Source organism: Enterobacter sp. HMSC16D10, from assembly GCF_001807145.1.
GTDB lineage: Bacteria > Pseudomonadota > Gammaproteobacteria > Enterobacterales > Enterobacteriaceae > Enterobacter > Enterobacter roggenkampii.
Genome location: NZ_KV787893.1, coordinates 45,644 through 65,331, shown reverse-complemented (window position 1 = coordinate 65,331; position 19,688 = coordinate 45,644). Strand labels below are relative to the sequence as shown.

The window sequence follows — 19,688 nt, the reverse complement described above, 5'->3', positions numbered from 1 at the left end:
GCCTGGATAGACTTCCGTTAAAAGCCTAACGGGGAGAAGACGACATGAACTGGCAGCCTTTTCGCGGCGATGCGCCGGAAAATATGACGATTTTCAGCGCGTCATTTCCCGACGTCAGCGACCAGTGGCCGATGAAAGACGATGCTGCCCGGGAGATCGCCTCCCTTGACCGCGCCCTGAAAGCCGAGCCAGCGCTCCGGCCGCCGAGGGTAGAATACGACGAAGGGGGGCAGGCCGTGCTTGTTCCGCAGAACCGCTATTCCGAACAGGCCTTCCGCAACCGTCCGGCGCTCACCGCGTGGCGCACCCGGCTGGTCCCCTCCGCGCTGGCGCTGTTTGTGGTGCAAAACCCGCTGGAGGACCGCCTGCCCGACGGCACAAAAATGGACAGCGACAGCCGCCAGTGGTTTATCCACGCTAACGATGCGATTGGCGTGCGCTCCCGCGCCCGGGTGCTGGCCGCGCTGGTGGATAAGTACATTCATAATGAAAGCGAGAACAACTGGGTCAGCCTGGCGAGCGGTGCCGCCATTCCGGTGCTGGAGGCGTTGCGCGTAGCAAAGCTCGACGGTCAGCAGGTGTATCTCATCCTGGTGGACAAAGACCCGGTTGCGCTGAGCTGGGCGGAAACCATGGCGGCGCAGGAAGGCATTGTGGTGGGCGAACAGCTGACGCTGCTCAGGCGCAACCTGCTCCATACGCTGGTGCGTAACGAGGACCTGCTGCTGGAGCTGGGCGAGCATCAGGCCGAACTGGTCGACGCGCTGGGGATTTTCGAATACTTCAATGATACCGACGCGGTGATTTTTCTCCAGCGCGCGCTGCGGCTGGTCAAGCCCGGCGGCGCGGTGATTGTGTCGAACATGCTCACCAGCAGCCCGCAGATTGACTTTGTGCTGCGGGGCATCGGCTGGGAGGATATTCACCCGAGGTCGTTACAGCAGCTGCAGGACATCCACCTCGCGGCGGGCGTGCCGGTGGAAAACGTCACCGTGGTGGTGCCGAAGGACGGGGTGTATGCGGTGATGGAGATTAGGGTAGGGGATGAAAAACCGCACGGTCAGTTCCCTCTCCCTGTGGGAGAGGGTTAGGGTGAGGGGGAGCAGGCCGCATAGCGTGATTTGCATTAGTAGGATTTTCCAATCATGATCTCCCCCATGAAAATTGAAACCGCACTCCCCACACACTTCGAGCGTCTGGTCGCGATCTGGGAATCCTCCGTCCGCGCCACCCATCACTTTTTACAGGAAAGCGATATTGCGGCGCTGCGCCCGCTATTGCTCAATGCCTATCTGCCAAATCTCAAGGTCGTGATTGCTCGCGATGACGCAGGCGTTATTCACGGCTTTTTAGGCGTGGATGAAAACCGCATTGAAATGTTGTTTGTTGACGACGCGAGCCGCGGGAAGGGCGTCGGGAAATTGCTGCTGCAACACGCCATCGCAGCGTTCGGCGCGAACGAAGTGGATGTGAATGAGCAGAACCCGCAGGGCGTCGCGTTTTATCGCCATATGGGGTTTGAGCAGGTCGGCCGCTCGGAACTGGACGGGCAGGGGAATCCGTTTCCGTTGCTGCATATGCGGTTGGGTGGGCAGGTTTAACACCCTCTCCCTCTGGAGAGGGAGTCTGCAAGCTAGTTACTGGTAATTTGCCCGATGATTACGCCACGCACTTTTTCGCCATCGAAGTAATAAGAGACCGTATTACTCTGGATGAATCCATTCTGTACTGGCGTCTCCTGATAAAAAAGCATCGCTTTCTTTTTGGCGATCTCTTTCTTGCCGAGCAATGCAACTAAATTCCCGTGAGTAGCATTCAAAAACGGAACATTAGCGACTGAGACTTTGACAGGTTCCGTTGTTTTTGCACACTCTTTATAAATCCCATCCCTGGCTATGGCTAGTGCCGTTAACAATCCTGCACCCATTTCGTTATCCGAGATGAACCAGTAATTCGTGTCATCGTCGTCATGAAGGCAGAACCAACGAGCGGAACTGTCTTTGTTGACTGGTGTGCTGGAGATGTCTGCCAGATGAGTAGCCTCCATTTGCACGGTTTTCTTACCGAGGGTAATAGTGGGATAGAGGGGCACTTCTGTGGGTTCTTCCGACGTTGTTCCATCATCCTGATAATACCTGGCTGCGAAGCCGGACATTTGGGCTGCTGATTTATTTTGAACCAGGAATAGAAGTGCAGCCAAAATTAACAGTACTTTCATTTTAGATACCCTAATACGTAGCTCGGTTATTCCATTCGTCAGTGTAGAGAATGTTCCCATCGCAATGCTTCCATGTAATCTTCTCGTACCGGAGTTGAATATCTTCGAGATGCGTGCTCGTCAAGCCGGTGGGATGCAGCAGGGGTGATATAGAGGTGATCTTCACGTTCTCCATTATCATATTGAAATACTCACTCTCAACGCCCTGGTCAATAATTCGATACATTTTCAATTCTGCTTTTTTTAATGTTCTTCCTTCACACATAGCACGATATAAAACAGGCGTTGCAGCATCAAATTCCTTATGCAAATTTAAGGGGGAATGAACTCTCGTGCCTGTCAAACGACCAGTATGCGAGCTCTCAGGGATCCATACCTGATGGATAACTGAACGGATTTCAAACGATCCTAATCTCGCTGGCAGTAAGGATGGACCAACTATGGGCGAGCCATTTTCATCAAACAACCACAGATGTGCGGGAATTGACATAATTTACTCCTGTTAAATAGTAATTATCTTTTTTTACGTAAAAGGATATAGAGGCCTACAATAACTACAACTGACCATGTTGCATTCATTGCGATTTTTTCGGGTAGCCAGGTTACGGCAAATAGTGCAAATATTATGACGAATAAAAGGGGAGTTGCGCCTCTCAGGAAAAATATGAGTTGGCCTTTTAGCCAGTCTTTAATAGCTTTAATCATCCCTTTATCATCCTTGAAATCGCGTATGAAATGTCGCTGTCTGAAGCATAGGCTTGGTTAAGTATGGGGGACCTCATTATTATGGGCTCAATCAAGAAAAACATCATTTCAAGCTCTTCCTGATAAAGGAGATTATAGTAATAAGCATTATAGTTTTTTAGATGGTTGGCGCTTCTGGATGCCTGCTCAACGATGCCATAAACTTTTAAACCAAGGACAGCATAAGTAGAAAACGATGTGATCTTTTCTTTCATCCAAATGTTGGTATGAACACTACTACAAATTGCAATAGTTGCCGAATATATAAAAGCCTGGCTGGAGAGCATCGATGATGAAATTGATATGCCTAAATACATAAGATTTCGTTGTATGTTATGTATTCTTTTTTCACTCTTGTTGCTTAATAGGCTTTTAATATAAATATAAAGCATCTTAAAGATAACTTCTCTGTGTTTTATTAACTGGACGATACCTGTCAAAAATCTTGAGTCTTCTTTGCGTAATCGTAAACATACATCCTGGTAGTTTTCAGTAAAGCACGAAAGTTGATAGCTTAATCGTGTTGCCCCATCATCTAACAGTTGTGCTTGCTTTAATACTTCATCTTTTACGCCAGTTAAGGCATGTTCTAACTTTAAAGCCAATATTTTATGTGCATCTATTGATGTTATTAATGAGTCGCTATAATACATATTGCACCCTTTGTTAGGAGATGAAAGCACAATATTCTATTAATATTAGCGTTTTGCTGTGATGAATGTCTCAATAGTATTTTTGTTAGGAAAGGATAGGGTTTACATCAGTATAAAATAGGGATTATGAATAATAGCTGATTATCAATTTGTATTTTGTATGTTCACGGGTATGCGGGTATCACCTGTTTGTGGATGACTTCATTATCTGTATGTCCAGTGATGCCGGAATTTTGCAATAAAAAGAGGATGAAACTAAATATTAAAACGAATCAGCGATCATTCTCACCCGGGGCGACTGTAATGAGAGAATCTATTTACTCATGAATTTGTTTTTTTGAAGCGAATGGCATTTTTGGCGGAAGATCACAGGAGTGCTGAAATCACCATAACCAATTGAATGTGTTGTATTTTTATTTTAATTGTATGCCTTGATATACATTATGCTATACACATTTGACGGTGTGTCTGATTTTTATGCAAAAAATCAGCATCAAAATTAATGTCATAAATTCCATGAACTGGCATGAGAAGGCAATTTATGGAATTTTACTGGCTATAAGGTAAAGTGACTTATATTGTTTATTAATATCAGTGTGTTATGTTGTGATGAGTTGAATGATGGAGAGCGTTCAACTCTTGCTCGTCTTGAGATTGTCAGAACCCCATCACCACAAGGGGGTGGCGGAGAGAAGGGTCTATACTTCAACCCTACTCAAATTAATAATACAAATTAATGATTTACGATAAATTAATTGACTGGCATTCCCTAATTTATCTTACATGAGATGTAATTTAATATTACTGTATCATTTCTTCAATTTGTGAATTAAAAATATTCATGCTCATAATAATACCTTTTTCAAATAATTCATTAAAGATATTATTTTTATCAATCTGATCATACTCTTTGGAAAATTCAATTGTTAAATCGCCAAAAAATTTAAGTCGTGCTGCTTCTATAATATCACACCATCCATCACCATTAACACTCCAACAATCTGGATTTCGGTCTGGCATTTTGGTGACATCCAAATAACTCCCGTAATCAGTAACATATCCTATGCTTGAATCTACTGTAAATGAACAGATAGCAGAAAATTTATTCGGGGATATTTCTCGTACATCCGATAATTGTAGATTTTCAATCGAATCGTATGATTCGATTTCAATATTAATGTTATAAGCCCTGACTCCAATTAGAGTATCGCCGTGAACAGAATCGCTTTCTTCATTAAAATAGTCAAAGTAGTGAGGTTCAGCATCTAAAAACGCAACTAAATTATGGCTAAATTCTTCTGAAAGAATAAACTTAGTAATTCTATCGTTTGCTAATGTTTTCTCTAAACCATTTTCATTAAAGAACTCTCTTAAACCTGTTAATGTTTTGATTTCTGTATTTTTATCTAAGTGTTTTTTTAATCTCTCATCTTTAATTATAACGATTAAACGACCTACAGATTCGATTAAGGACTCTATACAAATGTTGATAAAAGCATCTGGAATATCATCCCTAGCCTTGACTTGCCTAAACACCCCCTCTCCAGAAAAATAATCATTAAACACTTGTGAAAAGCTTTCTTGTTTAGGGTGAATTATATTAACTTTAAAGTCTTTAACCCATGTTTCAAAAGAAATTTTGGCTCTTTCTTCTATGCTTTCATTAACCATCCCAATTTGATCTATAAAATTCTGACGCTCATCGTACAATACTGTATTGATTCTGCGGCCTTCTTTCTCTATTGCTTCAAGGGCTTTTATTATTTTTATATTCTCTTCCTTTACAGAAGTGATTCTTTTTGTAATAAATTCTTGAGCGATGATAGATGGTATATGGACACAAACTAATTTAGCATCAACAAGATTTTTCAAAATACTCATGTCATTGGAGTGTAAACCTTCTTGATGAAGAATATTTGTGTCTAAAACTATATTGTACATAAGAATTGCCCATAAAAAATCGGTTGTCGATAAATATAATACAATCAAAGTAGAAGATTAAAGTCTATTTTTACAATGTCATCTCTAATGAACACAGCTACTGGCCACTTATGAACATGTCCATTGGAAAGGTGATCACAGCAAATTGCGAAGTGTTGTTAATCACAATCGGAACACTCTAAGTGATTCAGCAATCGATGAAGGATGAAGATAAAAAAGTTTTTTTAGGTTTTACTGTTCACACTGTTCACCTCTTGTTTTTTATCTTTAATTTCATATGGATACAGGGTGAAGATACGGTGAAGGGTGAACAGTGGAGTGTTCACCTTATGGCAATTGCCTGAAAGAAAAAGACCGACTGTAGCCGGTCTGGAGTGGGTTATGTCGCTGCGGGTTCATCGCATTTCGGCAGCCAGTCCCCGTAGCTTTCTTCTTTCAGCGACAGGTTGGTCTGTATCCCCTGCTTTGTGTGCCGCTTTTCATAATTCAGGCCGTACTCTTTCAGCATCATGGGCAGCCCCAGCCCGAACATTTTCAGGCTGAGCACGTTCCTGTATCCGTTAGCCTCCATATAGGCCAGATACGCGTGATAGAGATATTTACGGTAATTACGCGGGACGATGCTGGCATTCCCCATAAACATCCCGTTGGTCTGCGGCAACATTTCCAGATAGCCGCAAAAATCAAACGTCGGGTCAGCATCGCGCTTGATACTGAGCGCCTCGTCGGAGTTCTGCTGCGACTGGAGCAGTGCGCGGGCGGTCATTGGATCGCTGAATTTCTGCATAAGCTGGCGCACGATGACGGCCAGCTCGCGCGCAATTTTATCCCTGAGCTGCGGGTCGCGTTCTTCCGGGGCAATCTGCTCCGGGAAATGAATAATTACCCGTCGACGGGAGACGCCTCCGCTGCGGTCGGTGAAGCGCATCGGATTATTGTTCACAGCCAGAATCACCGCCGGAATATGTGTTGAGTACGGGTTCTGGTATTTCGGGTCAACCGAGACCGCATCGCCGCCGGTGATGGCCTTGAGTCCTGCACCGTCACCGCTCCATTTTTCCTGGTCAGGCAGACGTATCAGCGAGAAGCCAATCAGGGAGGCACGCTTGCGCGGGTCTTCCAGTGTGTCGATGTCGGCCGACGTGGCGTTATCCTCCCCGGCGAGCAGGGTCGCGATTTCGGCCAGAATACTTTTCCCGCTCCCGCCGGGACCGGTGACTTCGAGAAAGAGTTGCCAGTCGTAGCGGTTCGCCAGCACCATAAACAGCGCAGCAAGAATCACGTCGCGTTTTTGTGGATTTTTGCCGGCCGCCCGGTCGAGCCAGCGCCAGAAGTTCGGCGCGTGGGTCTCCAGCGTTTCACCCTCAACAGGCGGGGTAAAATCCACGTCGCACAGCGTGCGCAGCCAGTGCGATTTATGATGTGGACTGAACAGGCCGCTTTGGGTATCGAGTACCCCGTTGCGAAAGCCAATCAGACGGCGTGCCGGTGCGGCCTGCTGAGGAATAATCAGCTTCAGCGTCTCCACCACTGAGGTGATTCTCCCCGACGAGAACGGGGCACGCAGGCGCTGGAAAAGCCCGGCTACGTCGCGTTCGAAACTGGACGGCTGAACGACTTTCCATATTCCTGCTTCATAACGGGACAGGAGCTGGCCGTTCGCATCCACCGCCAGCGCTTCGCCGTAATGCTCATGCACCCGCAGAGCCTTGTCGCTGGCGCTCATGGCGGTAAATTCCGCCTCGCTCATGGTATCAAACGGACTTTGCGCCGGTGGCCGGATGGCGTCATAAATGGCTTTCCGCGTGGCCTCCCCGCCGTTCTGCATAAACGCATCATTCCAGTCACCAAACACCGGCGGTAGTGCAACAATGCCCTCACAGGCTCCTGCGGCCGCAGCGGCTTTGTTCTGGCCGTCACCGTTAAGGTCACGGTCGGCGGCGAGGACAATCTGACAGGCCGGGGATTTCTGACGGGCAAGGCTCGCCAGAGAAAGGAGGTTCACGGACGACAGCGCCACCATGACGGTTTCACCGGTCAGGTGATGCACGGTGAGCGAGGTCGCATAGCCCTCCGCAATCCACAGGCGTTTTCCGGCATGTTTTTTCCCTTCGATGGTATGGCACGCTCCTTTTACCGCCCCGCCTTTCAGGGTGCGTTTGAGACCGTCAGAATTAATAAGCTGAAGGTTAACCAGTGTGCCGGTATCGTCATACAGCGGGACAACCACATCACCGGCGCGGAACGTCACGCCGCCGGTTTTGTGTGTGGCCGTCAGCATGAGACATTCATGTCCGGGAAAACCCTTGCGGTTCAGATAGGCGTTGCCGCTGGCCGTGCGGGTTTTCTCCATCAGTCTGACGGCCAGCGCGGCCGCCTCTTGGCGGTCTGCTTCGGTTTCGGCCTCTGCGGCCACAATCACCTCCGGGGCAACCTGCGGCAGGTTGCCGGTGACGGCATTCACCTTCCCGGCAGCCTCTGATGCGGTCACGCCAAACACTTTCTCGACCAGCTTAAGACCATCACCCGCACCGCACTGGTTGCAGAACCATGTCCCGCGCCCCTCTTTATCGTCAAAGCGGAAACGGTCAGAGCCGCCGCACACCGGACAGGCCTGATGGCGGTTTTTAATGACCTTCACACCCAGCGCCGGGAGAATGCGCGGCCAGTGGCCGCACGCCTGTTTTACGGTTTCCGTTACGTTCATTTTCATCTTTTTTTCTCCCTCAGTGCACAACAGGCGATTGAATGTGACGGGCGCAGAGTTCATCCATCACTGCGAGCCCGAGAAAGGACAGTGAGGGCGCGGCCTTGAGTGGTCCGTCTTCCATTAAATCTTCCAGCAGTGCACAGGCAATCTGACGGCCTTTTTCCTCGCCGTGCTGGCGCAGATAGAAGCCCTCCAGCTCGTCGGCAATCGCACTTTCCAGCGCGTCGAGGGTGAGGTTTGGGTAGCGGCGCTGGCGTTCGCATACCGTCAGCCATGCACAGGCCACGGCGCGACGATACAGCGCGGCGCGTAATACGGGCGGTAATGGCTTTTTCATACGTTGCCCTCCCCGGTCAGCCAGCGCTGATTGCAGCGCTCTACCACGCCGTCGAGCTGGGCGGTCATGAGGTAAATCACGGAGGTGAGCTGTAACTGCTGCGCAGGGTCACGACGAACGGTGGCGCAGTCCTGTACCTGCATCAGCTCATTGACGAGCTGGCCGACGTTGCGCATGTGCTCAAGGCATTCGAGGTCACGGGCGGTAATGGTGGTGTGTCTCATGCGCGCACCTCCGCAACCGGCAGACGGCCAGCAAACGAGAGGACGTAATCGCGAACGAGGGAAAGGCGTGCGGCGTGTTCATCACCGGCAACGGTGCGAAGCATACAAATGCGGGGTTTACGGTCTGCACGACGAACGGCGGCAAACACAAAGACGAATTGCGGGTGTGACGGGGTGAGGGTCGTAGCCATAAGGGCAACCTCCATTGAGTAGCGGTTATCGCCACCACCGGAGCTGCAAATCTCATGGGTGGTGGCCCGGACAGGGTTTGCAGTACCGGCCTCAATGGATACCGGCCAGCCCGAAGGCTGCCCCGCCCGAACCACCATTATCTGACAGGAGCCACGGTGTAAACACCACAGCCCGAAAAATGGGTGTGTCTGAGCTACGACGAAAAAAAAGACGCATGGCGCGTCTGGTGTCGCCATTGAGTTACACGGGCTGCAAATCCCGGCTGCCGATTTTGCGACAGCGGGAAAACTATACCTGGAAACGGCGAAAAGAAGCAAGCCAGAAAAAGGGGCTGTTTGCTGAACGGTCATCATCATGCGTCATAGCCCCGGTTACGTTCGGCAATGCGATCCGCCATCCATGCAGTGATTTCAGACTGTGCCCACGCCACGTTTTTACCGCCGAGGGAGATTTGTTTTGGGAATGCCTCCCGGCTGATAAGGTCGTAAATGGTCGAGCGGGACAGGCCGCACAGATGCATCACTTCGGGCAGACGGATAAAGCGCTCGTGAACGGTATCAGAGACCGGCTTCAGCGGCGCGGCAGGGGCAGAAGACGGGGAAGAAAAAGCGGTGTGCATCGGGCTACCTCACAAAGTCCATACAGTGCCGGTCATGTCCGTCCGGCTTCGGGTAGCTCCTTATTATGTCTATATTTTTCCTCAGGTCATGTGAGATTTTTGGGGAAACAAGCATTGACTTTTCGCTATGGCAAACAAAGGAAAACGCTGGCAAACATATGCAAATCACTGCATTACAATGCAGCAATTTCTATTGCTTTTAGTTATACGTTTTTCATTTTTAATCGAAATAAAGTCTAAGTGGTATAGACAGAGCAAAACAGGAGGGTGAACAGTGGTGAACAGACGGTGAACAGTCATGCCGTCAACTGTTCACCCTTTATCTTACTGTATTTCTTATATTTTATTTAAGGTGAACAGTGGTGAATAGTTATAAGTAAAAAAATAAACGATGAGCAAGGTTTTGCTGAGACCTTTCTCTGGCAAGCCGGGTTTTGAGTGCTGTTTGTGCCAGAACTGCCACAACTGCAATCAATCGAGATGTTGTGTGATGAAGGGCAGAATCATTTCAGGTTGAACACACGGAGAGCCTGAACATGAAACCCGAAACAGTCATTACCCCCCTGCAGAATGTAGCCGCCCAACAGTCCGCAGAGAGCAGCCAGCTCATCACAGACAAGCTGAGCGCATTCACTGCGGCCAGAAACACACATGCGGCCAGCATGAAGGAACTGAAAGAGATTGATACGTCCATTGAACGCTGTAAGCAGGAGCGGCAGACCGCCCTAAGTGAGAGTGCAGAGGCGGAGCAGGACTGGCGCAGTCGCTTCCGAACTCTGCGCGGCAATCTCACCCCTGAAATGAAAGCTGAGCACAGCAAGCGTATCGCCAGTCGCGAGCTGGCCGACGAGTTCACCGGCCTGATTGCGGAGCTGGAGACCGACCGGACACGCGCCATGCTGAATGCCTGCTCCACCGCCAGTAAATACCTGTCAGCGCATGACGATGCCTTTACCGCTTATGCCGGTGCGGAATGGGCTCAGGTGGTCAACACGCTCCCCGTCGCGCTCATACGTGCTTTCCTGTTGCGCATTCGCGCGCTCGAAATGAAGGGTGACAGTGCACCGCAGTCCGTGGCCATCGGCGAGCTGCGCGATGCCCTCAACCGTCAGGGCAGTCTGTATCACTTCGATATGAAGCAGGAGCCGGTACTCGCCGTGACGGGCATGCACCAGCCGCAGATTACCGGTGTGGATATGGAGCTGTTACGCAGCCCGGCGAAGAGAATGAAGCTCGCCAGAAAGCTGTCTGAAAATGACGGCACTAAGGCGGAGGCATAAGTATGTTTCACTGTCCGTTTTGCAAAACCAGTGCACACGCCCGCACCAGTCGTTATCTGTCAGAGAACGTTAAACAGCGCTATCACCAGTGCGTGAATATCGAGTGCTCGGCAACTTTCCGCACGCTTGAATCCGTTGACGGGATTATCTGTTCGCCGCCGACAGAGCCGGTCATTCCTGCATCCGAATCGGCAACCACCGTTAACCGTGCCGGTGCGTAAGCACGACCAGTCATCAGGAGAAACTTACGTGACCACACTGACGCTACATAAAGCCTTTGAGGCCTGTCAGACAAATAAATCCGCCTGGCTGCAACGCAGGGAAGAACTGACACAGGCCGAACAGGCATACCGCGAACAGCTTGCCGGTAGCGGCCACAGCGGCCGTAGCCTGCAAACGCTGCGCGAGATTATCGACGTGAAAAAGTGGGAAATTAACCAGGCTGCCGGGCGTTATATCCGCTCGCATGAGGAGGTGCAGCGCATCAGCATACGTAACCGTCTGAATGATTTTATGCAGGCGCACGGCGCGGAGCTGGCCGCCGCCCTTGCCCCGGAGCTGATGAATTATTCCGGGCAACATTCCGCCGTTCAGCGCTGCGCCATGCAGCACTCGGTCGACTGTCTGCGTGAGGCGTTGCAGGTCTGGCTGGCCGCCGGTGAAAAAATTAATTATTCGGTGCAGGATAATGACATTTTAACAGCCATCGGATTCAGGCCTGACGCGGCTTCGCGCGATGATAGTCGTGAAAAATTCACACCTGCACAGAACCTGAATTACACCCGCCGCCGTGCAGAACTGGCCGCGCAGTAGTCCGTTTAAAAATTCCCGAAAATCCCGCCATTTTTACTTAAAAAAGCCATGCATGCATAAGGTGCATGGTTTTGCATGCGTTTTACCGACACTGAATCCCCCGCCAGCGCCAGCACTGGCGCGCTATGAGGCCATTCATGCATCTGCATTAAAAGCGCCCCCTTAAGCGGGCAGGCGGGGCGGGGAGAGCATTGCGCGCCGGCGCGGTGCTTTATTTGTTTAGCCCTTGAGTTCGTTGTGATGGCTTTGATTGAAAATTACTGCTTTGCTGTTGTCTTGCACGATTTGCTAAGAACGAGAGTACGGGAGATTAAGGTATGAAGGGTATGCTTATAGGAAATGTACAATAACACCGCCTTTCGGCGGCATTATTATATGTTACTAGTCTTTATTACGATGGCGCTCGTAAGCGATAATTTTTACGCTTTCAAGTGTTTTCATGATTTCTGATTTTATATTATTGATTTTAGTATTAGATGCACCTTTACCATTGAAAGATTTGAAATCAATTACTAACTCTGCTGCTTCATTTTTTTTAGAAGCATATTCAGGGAATTCATATGATATTTTACATTCAGCATCATAATCTATATCCTGCATAGTGTAGTTTGCGACTAGTTTTGCTATTTTTAGGCTCGGGTGAATGCTTTTGTTTCTAAAGAAAATTGAATCACCAAGAGTCCCTTTGAGCTTAAGTTCTTCTATGTTTTTTTCTAACCACTCCATGCCCTGAGGGAAAGTGGCATTTTCATCTGGATGGAAATCAACATCAATAATTTTATTGAAATAGAACTCATTCTTACGATGACTTTCAGATATATCTTTAAGAAAAGCTATGCGCCCTTCATTGTTGAAGTGGTTAAATTGTATTTTTAAGATTTCAGCGTTTTGTTTAATGTGATTGTTTTCTTTAAAATGAGAGTTTAACCTTCTAAGGATTTTATCAGCAACAAGTTTTGTTTCATTAGAAGTATGGTTGATAGATATATTTACTTCAACTTTATCAGATTGTCCATTTTTTTTCTCAAGTTCAATTCTACCTGAGAAGAATTGCTCCGTTTCATTCCATCCACTCATTAAATCGGTACGTTTAACTTCAAAGTCTAGGGCAACAAGATTTTCTTTATCTTCTTTAGCATAAAAATCAGAAATAAAAGATATTTCATAATTGCTAAATGGGTCCTCTATTAAACCTGTTAGATCTACATCCCCACCAATTGCATCAATTAGTGTATCTTTAGAATCCCATTCTAAAGTTCGCATGCTTATTTTAGAACTATGCTCTTTAGTTTTTATTTTTTCTACCAGCTCATTAAACTCTAGTGGTGAAATTAATGATTTCATAAGCAAAGGGACAGTGTTACTCTTCTCATCGCTTGAACAAAACACCCCTCTCTGTCGTAATATAGATTTAACATCAGCCTTTGTGATTTTACTCTGGGAGAGAAGAGTTTTTAAGTTATCTCCGCTTGGTAATATAATGTGGTCCATTTTTACCCCCTGAAATCGCTATTGTAAGATTCAATTTCTATATTTATATTTTTATCAGTTGCTAGCTTGATAGCATCTAAAGATTCTTTGCTATTAAGTTTATTATAATGCTCAAAAACAAACATTAGATTCTGGGAAATATCAGCAACTAAATCTCTTGTACAGCTTATTAACCCATCTAATAAATCGCTTGAATAAGGTTCAGAGCAAACCATGCATATAATGGGTTGTTCGTTATTTTCTTGCTCAATAAGGAAAGGGATTATTGGCGATGATATGTATTCGACTGGAAAGATTTTCCCAAAGTATTTTTTCTGTATCATCATTAAATTTAGAGATGTTGGTGGGTAGAAGAAGTTAACCTTATCTTTCCCATATTTTTTTCTAATGAAGGTTATGCTGTCAAATAAAAATGCGGCTCTTTTATTATCAATGACATGAATTGTTCTGTATTTTAACTCACTATTGCTTTGTGTGTTTTTTATTTGATTAATGATGCTTTGCTTTTCAGGGGTTTCATCGTTATTAATATAAAACAAAACACCTGTCTCAACTTTACGACATGATCCATTAGTACTGAGACGCTCATTAATCTCTTTTTTAAGAGTTGATTTGTTGTAGCATTCTATCGCTAGTGCAATGTCTTCAAAGTGCGCCTTAAACGTAGATGGTACGCTAGAATAAGGATTTGAGGAGTATTTTGATGATACTATGACATTTTCAATAGTTTTACTTTCTAAGGGGGAATGATAGGCGAAAAGCGCATCAATCCCATGTGTTTCTTTTTGATGCTTTTGGGTATGGCATTTAACATATTTATTTGTTACGTGATTTTCCCACCCAAATAAATCTAAAAAATTCGTGACGATATTTTCACCAACGTCACCAACTAATTTTGAGAACTCACCCATGATTTCATCCTTTCAATTTCGTGAGATAATCAGAATACCATTGTATCATTTCTCTACGCTTCTCAAGATATAGAGCATGATTATAAGTGCCTCGAATGCTATTTTTATCCACGTGTGCCAACTGCATCTCAATCCAAGCACTATCAAACCCTTGCTCGTGTAGAATTGTCGACATTGTATGCCTAAAACCGTGACCTGTAGCACGTCCTTTGTAACCAAGTAACTCAATAACTTGCGAGACGCTTTCTTTCGAGATCGGTTTGCTGCGGTTGTTCCTGCCAATGAAGATGTAAGGGTAATGGTCGGTAATAGGTCTGAGCTGCTTAAATAGGTCAACTACCTGGGTAGATAAAGGTACAATGTGAGGCCTACGCATTTTCATACGTTCAGCGGGGATTTCCCATATACCTTTCTCAAGGTCAACCTCATCCCATGTAGCAAAGCGCATCTCTTGGGTTCGTACACCGGTCAGCATGACGATTTTTGTCGCATTCTTAGTGATGATGCTGCCGGTATACGCTTCAAGATCCCGAATAAAATGAGGTAACTCTTCAGCGGATAAAAATGGATGATGCTTTTGCTTCGGAACGGCTAAAGCAATAGCCAAATCAGGAGCAGGATTGTATTCAGCGCGGCCAGTTATGATTGCGTAGCGATAAACCTCACCGCACCTCTGACGCACCTTACGTGTTTTCTCAAGTGCCCCACGCTTCTCTATTCGTCGCAATACTTCAAGCAGTTCTAACGGTTTGATTTCACTGATAGGGCGTTTACCAATGAACGGGAACACATCTTGCTCAAATGTCTTAATGATTTCTTCGCGATAGGCCACTGTCCAGCGGTCAGCTTTGTTAGTGTGCCATTCTCGACATATGGTTTCGAATGAGTTCTCTGTTGAGAGTTGCAGTGCCAGTTTTTGGGCTTTACGTTCTTCCACTGGGTCTATGCCGTTTGCTACCTGCTTACGAGCGGTATCGCGTTTCTCACGTGCTTCTGCGAGGCTCACAAGGTCGTAGCTGCCAAATGACATTAGCCGTGCTTTACCGGCAAAACGAAAGCGGAAGCGCCAGCCCTTTGACCCGTCTGGATTGATAAGTAATGACAGACCTTGTCCATCGTTCAATGTATAGGGTTTGTCTTGGGGCTTTGCTCGTTTAATTTGTATGTCTGTTAGTGCCATGTGTATAAGTCAAAAATGTGTATAAAAAATCTATACACATCACTATACATATTTTTCATGGATTCAGGGAGAACTTGTCGGACGGTTACGGATAAGTGATTTACTATGTATGTTGAAAATAAAGGATTTTTAGACGTTCCCGGATGGCGGCGGAGGAGTTTTGGCGGAAGATCACAGGAGTCGAACCTGCCCGGGAACGCTGGCGTCCCCAACTGGATTTGAAGTCCAGCCACCTCACCGGAGATGACGATCTTCCGCGCCTGCATTGCTACATGGAGGCGGGGCGCATTATAGCTACTTTCAGGCATTTACCACATACCCCACACCACTTTTTTCACCTCTCTTTTGACCTGTACCCCCCTGTTTCAGTTAATTCTTAAGAAAATCCTCAGGTTAGCCTTTCGTGCTCTCCAGTATTTACCGCGATCACAAAAAACAAGAAACGTAATCTGCTAACCAGAAAACGCAATACCCCCATCTGAAACAATGGTTTAAAACCAATGCAACCGGTCTCAGCGTCCCCTACAGCGTGAAGGATAAAAAAAGATGAGCGAAGTACTGTCAGTAAAAGAGAAGATTGGCTACGGCATGGGAGACGCCGCCAGCCACATCATTTTTGATAACGTCATGTTGTACATGATGTTTTTCTACACCGACATTTTCGGCATTCCCGCCGGGTTTGTCGGCACCATGTTCCTGCTGGCCCGCGCGCTGGATGCGATCTCCGACCCGTGCATGGGGCTGATTGCCGACCGCACCCGCAGCCGCTGGGGCAAGTTCCGCCCGTGGATTGTGTTCGGCGCGATCCCGTTCGGTATCGTCTGCGTGCTGGCCTACACCACGCCGGACCTCAGCCTTAACGGCAAAATGGTTTACGCCGCCGTGACTTACACCCTGCTGACCCTGCTCTATACCGTGGTCAACATTCCTTACTGCGCGCTGGGCGGTGTGATCACCAGTGACCCGACGCAGCGTATCTCCCTTCAGTCCTGGCGCTTTGTGCTGGCGACGGCGGGCGGCATGCTCTCTACGGTGCTGATGATGCCGCTGGTGAAGCTGATTGGCGGCGACGATAAGGCGTTCGGCTTCCAGGGCGGGATTGCCGTGCTGTCGGTGGTCGCGTTCCTGATGCTGGCGTTCTGCTTCTTCACCACCAAAGAGCGCATCCAGGTGCCGCCGAGCACCACCTCCATGCGGGAAGACCTGCGCGACATCTGGCACAACGACCAGTGGCGCATCGTCGGCGTGCTGACCATCCTCAACATCCTCGCCGTCTGCGTGCGCGGCGGCGCGATGATGTACTACTGCACCTGGATCATGGGCTCGCCGGAAGTGTTCGTCGCGTTCCTGACCACCTACTGCGTCGGCAACTTGATTGGCTCCGCGCTGGCAAAACCGCTCACCGACTGGAAGTGCAAGGTCAGCATCTTTTGGTGGACTAACGCCGCGCTGGCGGTTGTCAGCGTGGCGATGTTCTTCGTGCCGATGCACGCCACCGTGGTGATGTTCGCCTTTATCTTCGTCATTGGCGTGCTGCACCAGCTGGTGACGCCGATCCAGTGGGTAATGATGTCCGATACCGTCGACTACGGTGAATGGACCAACGGCAAGCGCCTGACCGGCATCAGCTTTGCAGGCACGCTGTTCGTGCTGAAGCTGGGTCTGGCGCTGGGGGGGGCGATGATCGGCTGGATGCTGGCAGGCGGCGGCTACGACGCGGCGGCCAAAACCCAGAACAGCGCGACCATCAGCATCATTATCGGCCTGTTTACCCTGGCCCCGGCGGTCTGCTACGTGCTGAGCGCCATCATCGCCAAACGCTACTACACGCTGAAAACCCCCTTCCTGACCAAAATCCTGGGCGAGCTGGCGCAGGGCGCACGCCGCAACCAGCAGGAGTTTGAAAACCTGCCGGTCAGCAAAGAATTACAGAACTAAGAGGACGAAAGTATGAAAATCAGTGATGGAAACTGGCTTATTCAACCGGGCCTGAACGTGACGTATCCGGTGCAGGTATTCGACGTGGAGCAGCAGGGCAATGACCTGGTGGTGTATGTGGCGCCGCGTGACGTGCGTGAGCGCACCTGGCAGCTCGACACGTTGATGTTCACGGTGCGCCTGTTTGCTCCACAGGAAGGGATTGTGGGAGTGCGCATCGAGCACTTCCAGGGCGCGCTAAACAACGGCCCGCACTATCCGCTGAACGTTCTGAAAGACGTGAAGGTAGAGATTGAAAACAACGCCGAATTTGCCGAGCTGAAAAGCGGCAGCGTCAGCGTGCGCGTCACCAAAGGCGAGTTCTGGGCGCTGGATTTCCTGCGCAACGGCCAGCGCATTACCGGCAGCCAGCTGAAAAATAACGGCTACGTGCAGGACAGCAATACCGACCGCAATTACGTGTTCGAACGTCTGGATCTGGGCGTGGGGGAAACGGTCTACGGTCTGGGCGAGCGCTTTACCGCGCTGGTGCGCAACGGCCAGACGGTCGAAACCTGGAACCGCGACGGCGGCACCAGCACCGAGCAGTCCTACAAAAACATCCCGTTCTACCTGACCAACCGCGGCTACGGCGTGCTGGTGAATCACCCCGAGAACGTCTCGTTTGAAGTGGGCTCCGAGAAAGTTTCTAAGGTGCAGTTCAGCGTGGAAGGCGAATATCTTGAGTACTTCGTGATCGACGGCCCGACGCCGAAAGAAGTGCTGAACCGCTATACCCGCTTCACCGGGCGTCCGGCGCTGCCGCCTGCGTGGTCATTTGGCCTGTGGCTCACCACCTCGTTCACCACCAACTACGACGAAGCGACGGTCAACAGCTTTATCGACGGCATGGCCGAACGGGACCTGCCGCTGCACGTGTTCCACTTTGACTGCTTCTGGATGAAGGCCTTCCAGTGGTGCGACTTCGAGTGGGATCCGGTGACCTTCCCGGACCCTGAAGGGATGATCCGCCGCCTGAAGGAGAAAGGGCTGAAGGTCTGCGTGTGGATTAACCCGTATATCGGCCAGAAATCCCCGATCTTCCGGGAGCTGAAAGAGAGGGGCTATTTGCTCAAGCGTCCGGACGGCTCCCTGTGGCAGTGGGACAAATGGCAGCCGGGGCTGGCGATTTACGACTTCACCAACCCGGATGCGTGCCGGTGGTATGCCGACAAGCTGAAAGGGCTGGTGGATATCGGCGTTGACTGCTTCAAGACCGACTTCGGCGAGCGCATCCCGACCGACGTCCAGTGGTTCGACGGTTCCGATCCGCAGAAGATGCACAACCATTACGCCTACATCTACAACGAGCTGGTGTGGAACGTGCTGAAAGAGACGGTGGGTGAAGAAGAGGCGGTGCTGTTTGCCCGCTCGGCGTCCGTGGGTGCGCAACAGTTCCCGGTACACTGGGGCGGCGACTGCTACGCCAACTATGAGTCGATGGCCGAAAGCCTGCGCGGTGGGCTGTCGATTGGCCTGTCCGGCTTCGGGTTCTGGAGCCACGATATCGGCGGGTTCGAAAACACCGCCCCGGCGCACGTCTACAAGCGCTGGTGCGCGTTCGGGCTGTTTTCCAGCCACAGCCGCCTGCACGGCAGCAAATCCTACCGCGTGCCGTGGGCGTACGATGACGAGTCCTGCGACGTGGTGCGCCACTTCACCCAGCTGAAGTGTCAGCTGATGCCGTACTTGTACCGTCAGGCGGCGCTGGCCCGCGAGTTCGGCACGCCGATGCTGCGGGCGATGATGCTGGAGTTCCCGGACGATCCGGCCTGCGATTACCTTGACCGTCAGTACATGCTGGGGGATTCAATGATGGTGGCACCGGTATTCTCCGAGGCGGGTGACGTGCAGTTTTATCTGCCGGAAGGGCGCTGGACGCACCTGTGGCACAACGACGAAATTCAGGGCAGCCGCTGGCATAAGCAGCAGCACGATTTCATGAGCCTGCCGGTCTACGTGCGCGACAACACGCTGCTGGCGCTGGGCAACAATAACCAGAAGCCGAACTACGCGTGGCACGAGGGGACAGCCTTTCAGCTGTTTAACCTGGACGATGGCGCAACGGCGGTAAGCGAAGTGCCTGCGGCGAACGGCGCGGTGGCGTTTACGCTGAAGGCGTCACGTCGGGGCGACATCGTGACCTTTACCGGCGCGGGAGACGCGCAAAACTGGTCGGTGTGTTTGCGCAACGTGCAGAAAGTGCGCGGCGTGAAGGGCGGCTCGCACGCGGGCAGCGAGTGGGGCGTGGTGGTGAAAGCCGAAGGGAATGAGGTGGTGGTTCAGCTCTGAGGTGGAAAATGCCCGGTGGCGCTTCGCTTACCGGGCCTACGGTAATTATGCGGTCTGATGCCCTCACCCACAGGGAGAGGGAACCAAAACCTCGTAGGCCGGGTAA

At 49.6% G+C, this 19,688-nt stretch carries 20 protein-coding genes and 1 tRNA gene; 7 read left to right on the top strand and 14 right to left on the bottom strand.

Going from position 1 to position 19,688, the window contains the following annotated elements:
* Positions 1-44: 44 nt before the first annotated feature.
* Together HMPREF3143_RS16235 and HMPREF3143_RS16230 are read left to right on the top strand one after the other, a co-directional pair.
* Entirely contained in the window at positions 45-1,091 is a 1,047-nt protein-coding gene (locus HMPREF3143_RS16235) for a class I SAM-dependent methyltransferase (RefSeq protein WP_070533654.1), read from the top strand.
* A 66-nt stretch (positions 1,092-1,157) separates the two neighbouring features.
* Complete coding sequence (locus HMPREF3143_RS16230) at positions 1,158-1,601, top strand: acetyltransferase (RefSeq protein WP_070533652.1); 444 nt, start codon at positions 1,158-1,160, stop codon at positions 1,599-1,601.
* Positions 1,602-1,633: 32 nt separating this feature from the next.
* Here HMPREF3143_RS16230 and HMPREF3143_RS16225 read toward each other — a convergent pair whose 3' ends face one another.
* The 9 genes from HMPREF3143_RS16225 to HMPREF3143_RS16180 all read right to left on the bottom strand — a co-directional run bounded on the left by HMPREF3143_RS16225 (position 1,634) and on the right by HMPREF3143_RS16180 (position 9,638).
* A complete protein-coding gene (locus HMPREF3143_RS16225) occupies positions 1,634-2,218 on the bottom strand; it encodes a hypothetical protein (RefSeq protein ID WP_252909179.1) in 585 nt (194 codons plus the stop codon).
* Positions 2,219-2,228: 10 nt separating this feature from the next.
* Positions 2,229-2,708: an Hcp family type VI secretion system effector gene (locus HMPREF3143_RS16220; protein WP_023326420.1), complete on the bottom strand. Its 480-nt coding sequence runs from the start codon at positions 2,706-2,708 to the stop codon at positions 2,229-2,231.
* Positions 2,709-2,919: 211 nt separating this feature from the next.
* Positions 2,920-3,615: a hypothetical protein gene (locus HMPREF3143_RS16210; RefSeq protein WP_070533650.1), complete on the bottom strand. Its 696-nt coding sequence runs from the start codon at positions 3,613-3,615 to the stop codon at positions 2,920-2,922.
* 801 nt (positions 3,616-4,416) lie between these two features.
* A complete protein-coding gene (locus HMPREF3143_RS16205) occupies positions 4,417-5,556 on the bottom strand; it encodes a PIN domain-containing protein (RefSeq protein ID WP_070533648.1) in 1,140 nt (379 codons plus the stop codon).
* A 379-nt stretch (positions 5,557-5,935) separates the two neighbouring features.
* Positions 5,936-8,269 (bottom strand): primase-helicase zinc-binding domain-containing protein, encoded by a 2,334-nt coding sequence (locus tag HMPREF3143_RS16200; protein WP_070533646.1) that lies wholly within the window; start codon positions 8,267-8,269, stop codon positions 5,936-5,938.
* Positions 8,270-8,282: 13 nt separating this feature from the next.
* Positions 8,283-8,603, bottom strand: a complete 321-nt coding sequence (locus tag HMPREF3143_RS16195) for a DUF5375 domain-containing protein (protein ID WP_070533644.1) — start codon at positions 8,601-8,603, stop codon at positions 8,283-8,285.
* On the bottom strand, positions 8,600-8,827 hold the full coding sequence (locus HMPREF3143_RS16190; RefSeq protein WP_023261439.1) for a hypothetical protein: 228 nt from the start codon (positions 8,825-8,827) through the stop codon (positions 8,600-8,602). Before HMPREF3143_RS16190 ends, HMPREF3143_RS16195 begins: the two co-directional genes overlap by 4 nt.
* On the bottom strand, positions 8,824-9,375 hold the full coding sequence (locus HMPREF3143_RS16185; RefSeq protein ID WP_070533641.1) for a host cell division inhibitor Icd-like protein: 552 nt from the start codon (positions 9,373-9,375) through the stop codon (positions 8,824-8,826). Before HMPREF3143_RS16185 ends, HMPREF3143_RS16190 begins: the two co-directional genes overlap by 4 nt.
* Positions 9,372-9,638, bottom strand: coding sequence for a helix-turn-helix transcriptional regulator (locus HMPREF3143_RS16180; protein WP_070533639.1), 267 nt, complete (start codon positions 9,636-9,638; stop codon positions 9,372-9,374). The genes HMPREF3143_RS16185 and HMPREF3143_RS16180 overlap by 4 nt, the downstream gene beginning before the upstream one ends.
* Positions 9,639-10,174: 536 nt before the next feature.
* Between HMPREF3143_RS16180 and HMPREF3143_RS16175 the strand changes: the two genes are divergently transcribed.
* The 3 genes from HMPREF3143_RS16175 to HMPREF3143_RS16165 are packed head-to-tail and all read left to right on the top strand — an operon-like array spanning position 10,175 to position 11,731.
* Positions 10,175-10,918, top strand: coding sequence for a capsid protein (locus HMPREF3143_RS16175; RefSeq protein WP_070533637.1), 744 nt, complete (start codon positions 10,175-10,177; stop codon positions 10,916-10,918).
* 2 nt (positions 10,919-10,920) lie between these two features.
* On the top strand, positions 10,921-11,139 hold the full coding sequence (locus HMPREF3143_RS16170) for an ogr/Delta-like zinc finger family protein (RefSeq protein WP_070533635.1): 219 nt from the start codon (positions 10,921-10,923) through the stop codon (positions 11,137-11,139).
* Between the two features lie 28 nt (positions 11,140-11,167).
* Positions 11,168-11,731: a phage polarity suppression protein gene (locus HMPREF3143_RS16165; protein ID WP_070533633.1), complete on the top strand. Its 564-nt coding sequence runs from the start codon at positions 11,168-11,170 to the stop codon at positions 11,729-11,731.
* A gap of 5 nt (positions 11,732-11,736) precedes the next feature.
* Here HMPREF3143_RS16165 and HMPREF3143_RS25030 read toward each other — a convergent pair whose 3' ends face one another.
* From HMPREF3143_RS25030 to HMPREF3143_RS16145, 5 genes are all read right to left on the bottom strand, one after another.
* Positions 11,737-11,880 (bottom strand): acetyl xylan esterase, encoded by a 144-nt coding sequence (locus HMPREF3143_RS25030; RefSeq protein WP_084832189.1) that lies wholly within the window; start codon positions 11,878-11,880, stop codon positions 11,737-11,739.
* 232 nt (positions 11,881-12,112) lie between these two features.
* Positions 12,113-13,222, bottom strand: coding sequence for a GapS4b family protein (locus HMPREF3143_RS16160; protein WP_070533631.1), 1,110 nt, complete (start codon positions 13,220-13,222; stop codon positions 12,113-12,115).
* Between the two features lie 2 nt (positions 13,223-13,224).
* The gene (locus tag HMPREF3143_RS16155) at positions 13,225-14,133 is read right to left on the bottom strand and encodes a GapS4a family protein (protein WP_052929747.1); all 909 of its coding nucleotides are present in this window, start codon (positions 14,131-14,133) and stop codon (positions 13,225-13,227) included.
* Positions 14,134-14,137: 4 nt separating this feature from the next.
* The gene (locus HMPREF3143_RS16150; RefSeq protein ID WP_070533629.1) at positions 14,138-15,313 is read right to left on the bottom strand and encodes a tyrosine-type recombinase/integrase; all 1,176 of its coding nucleotides are present in this window, start codon (positions 15,311-15,313) and stop codon (positions 14,138-14,140) included.
* 161 nt (positions 15,314-15,474) lie between these two features.
* Positions 15,475-15,569: transfer RNA gene (locus HMPREF3143_RS16145), tRNA-Sec, on the bottom strand.
* A 290-nt stretch (positions 15,570-15,859) separates the two neighbouring features.
* Here HMPREF3143_RS16145 and HMPREF3143_RS16140 point away from each other — a divergent pair.
* Positions 15,860-17,251: a glycoside-pentoside-hexuronide family transporter gene (locus tag HMPREF3143_RS16140; protein WP_059362242.1), complete on the top strand. Its 1,392-nt coding sequence runs from the start codon at positions 15,860-15,862 to the stop codon at positions 17,249-17,251.
* A 12-nt stretch (positions 17,252-17,263) separates the two neighbouring features.
* Entirely contained in the window at positions 17,264-19,582 is a 2,319-nt protein-coding gene (gene yicI, locus HMPREF3143_RS16135) for an alpha-xylosidase (RefSeq protein WP_070533627.1), read from the top strand.
* Positions 19,583-19,688 lie beyond the last annotated feature (106 nt).

Coding starts and splice junctions, on each gene's coding strand:
- HMPREF3143_RS16235 (WP_070533654.1), top strand. CDS start 45: ATGAACTGGCAGCCTTTTCGCGGCGATGCGCCGGAAAATATGACGATT.
- HMPREF3143_RS16230 (WP_070533652.1), top strand. CDS start 1,158: ATGAAAATTGAAACCGCACTCCCCACACACTTCGAGCGTCTGGTCGCG.
- HMPREF3143_RS16225 (WP_252909179.1), bottom strand. CDS start 2,218: ATGAAAGTACTGTTAATTTTGGCTGCACTTCTATTCCTGGTTCAAAAT.
- HMPREF3143_RS16220 (WP_023326420.1), bottom strand. CDS start 2,708: ATGTCAATTCCCGCACATCTGTGGTTGTTTGATGAAAATGGCTCGCCC.
- HMPREF3143_RS16210 (WP_070533650.1), bottom strand. CDS start 3,615: ATGTATTATAGCGACTCATTAATAACATCAATAGATGCACATAAAATA.
- HMPREF3143_RS16205 (WP_070533648.1), bottom strand. CDS start 5,556: ATGTACAATATAGTTTTAGACACAAATATTCTTCATCAAGAAGGTTTA.
- HMPREF3143_RS16200 (WP_070533646.1), bottom strand. CDS start 8,269: ATGAAAATGAACGTAACGGAAACCGTAAAACAGGCGTGCGGCCACTGG.
- HMPREF3143_RS16195 (WP_070533644.1), bottom strand. CDS start 8,603: ATGAAAAAGCCATTACCGCCCGTATTACGCGCCGCGCTGTATCGTCGC.
- HMPREF3143_RS16190 (WP_023261439.1), bottom strand. CDS start 8,827: ATGAGACACACCACCATTACCGCCCGTGACCTCGAATGCCTTGAGCAC.
- HMPREF3143_RS16185 (WP_070533641.1), bottom strand. CDS start 9,375: ATGATGATGACCGTTCAGCAAACAGCCCCTTTTTCTGGCTTGCTTCTT.
- HMPREF3143_RS16180 (WP_070533639.1), bottom strand. CDS start 9,638: ATGCACACCGCTTTTTCTTCCCCGTCTTCTGCCCCTGCCGCGCCGCTG.
- HMPREF3143_RS16175 (WP_070533637.1), top strand. CDS start 10,175: ATGAAACCCGAAACAGTCATTACCCCCCTGCAGAATGTAGCCGCCCAA.
- HMPREF3143_RS16170 (WP_070533635.1), top strand. CDS start 10,921: ATGTTTCACTGTCCGTTTTGCAAAACCAGTGCACACGCCCGCACCAGT.
- HMPREF3143_RS25030 (WP_084832189.1), bottom strand. CDS start 11,880: ATGCAGATGCATGAATGGCCTCATAGCGCGCCAGTGCTGGCGCTGGCG.
- HMPREF3143_RS16160 (WP_070533631.1), bottom strand. CDS start 13,222: ATGGACCACATTATATTACCAAGCGGAGATAACTTAAAAACTCTTCTC.
- HMPREF3143_RS16155 (WP_052929747.1), bottom strand. CDS start 14,133: ATGGGTGAGTTCTCAAAATTAGTTGGTGACGTTGGTGAAAATATCGTC.
- HMPREF3143_RS16150 (WP_070533629.1), bottom strand. CDS start 15,313: ATGGCACTAACAGACATACAAATTAAACGAGCAAAGCCCCAAGACAAA.
- HMPREF3143_RS16140 (WP_059362242.1), top strand. CDS start 15,860: ATGAGCGAAGTACTGTCAGTAAAAGAGAAGATTGGCTACGGCATGGGA.
- yicI (WP_070533627.1), top strand. CDS start 17,264: ATGAAAATCAGTGATGGAAACTGGCTTATTCAACCGGGCCTGAACGTG.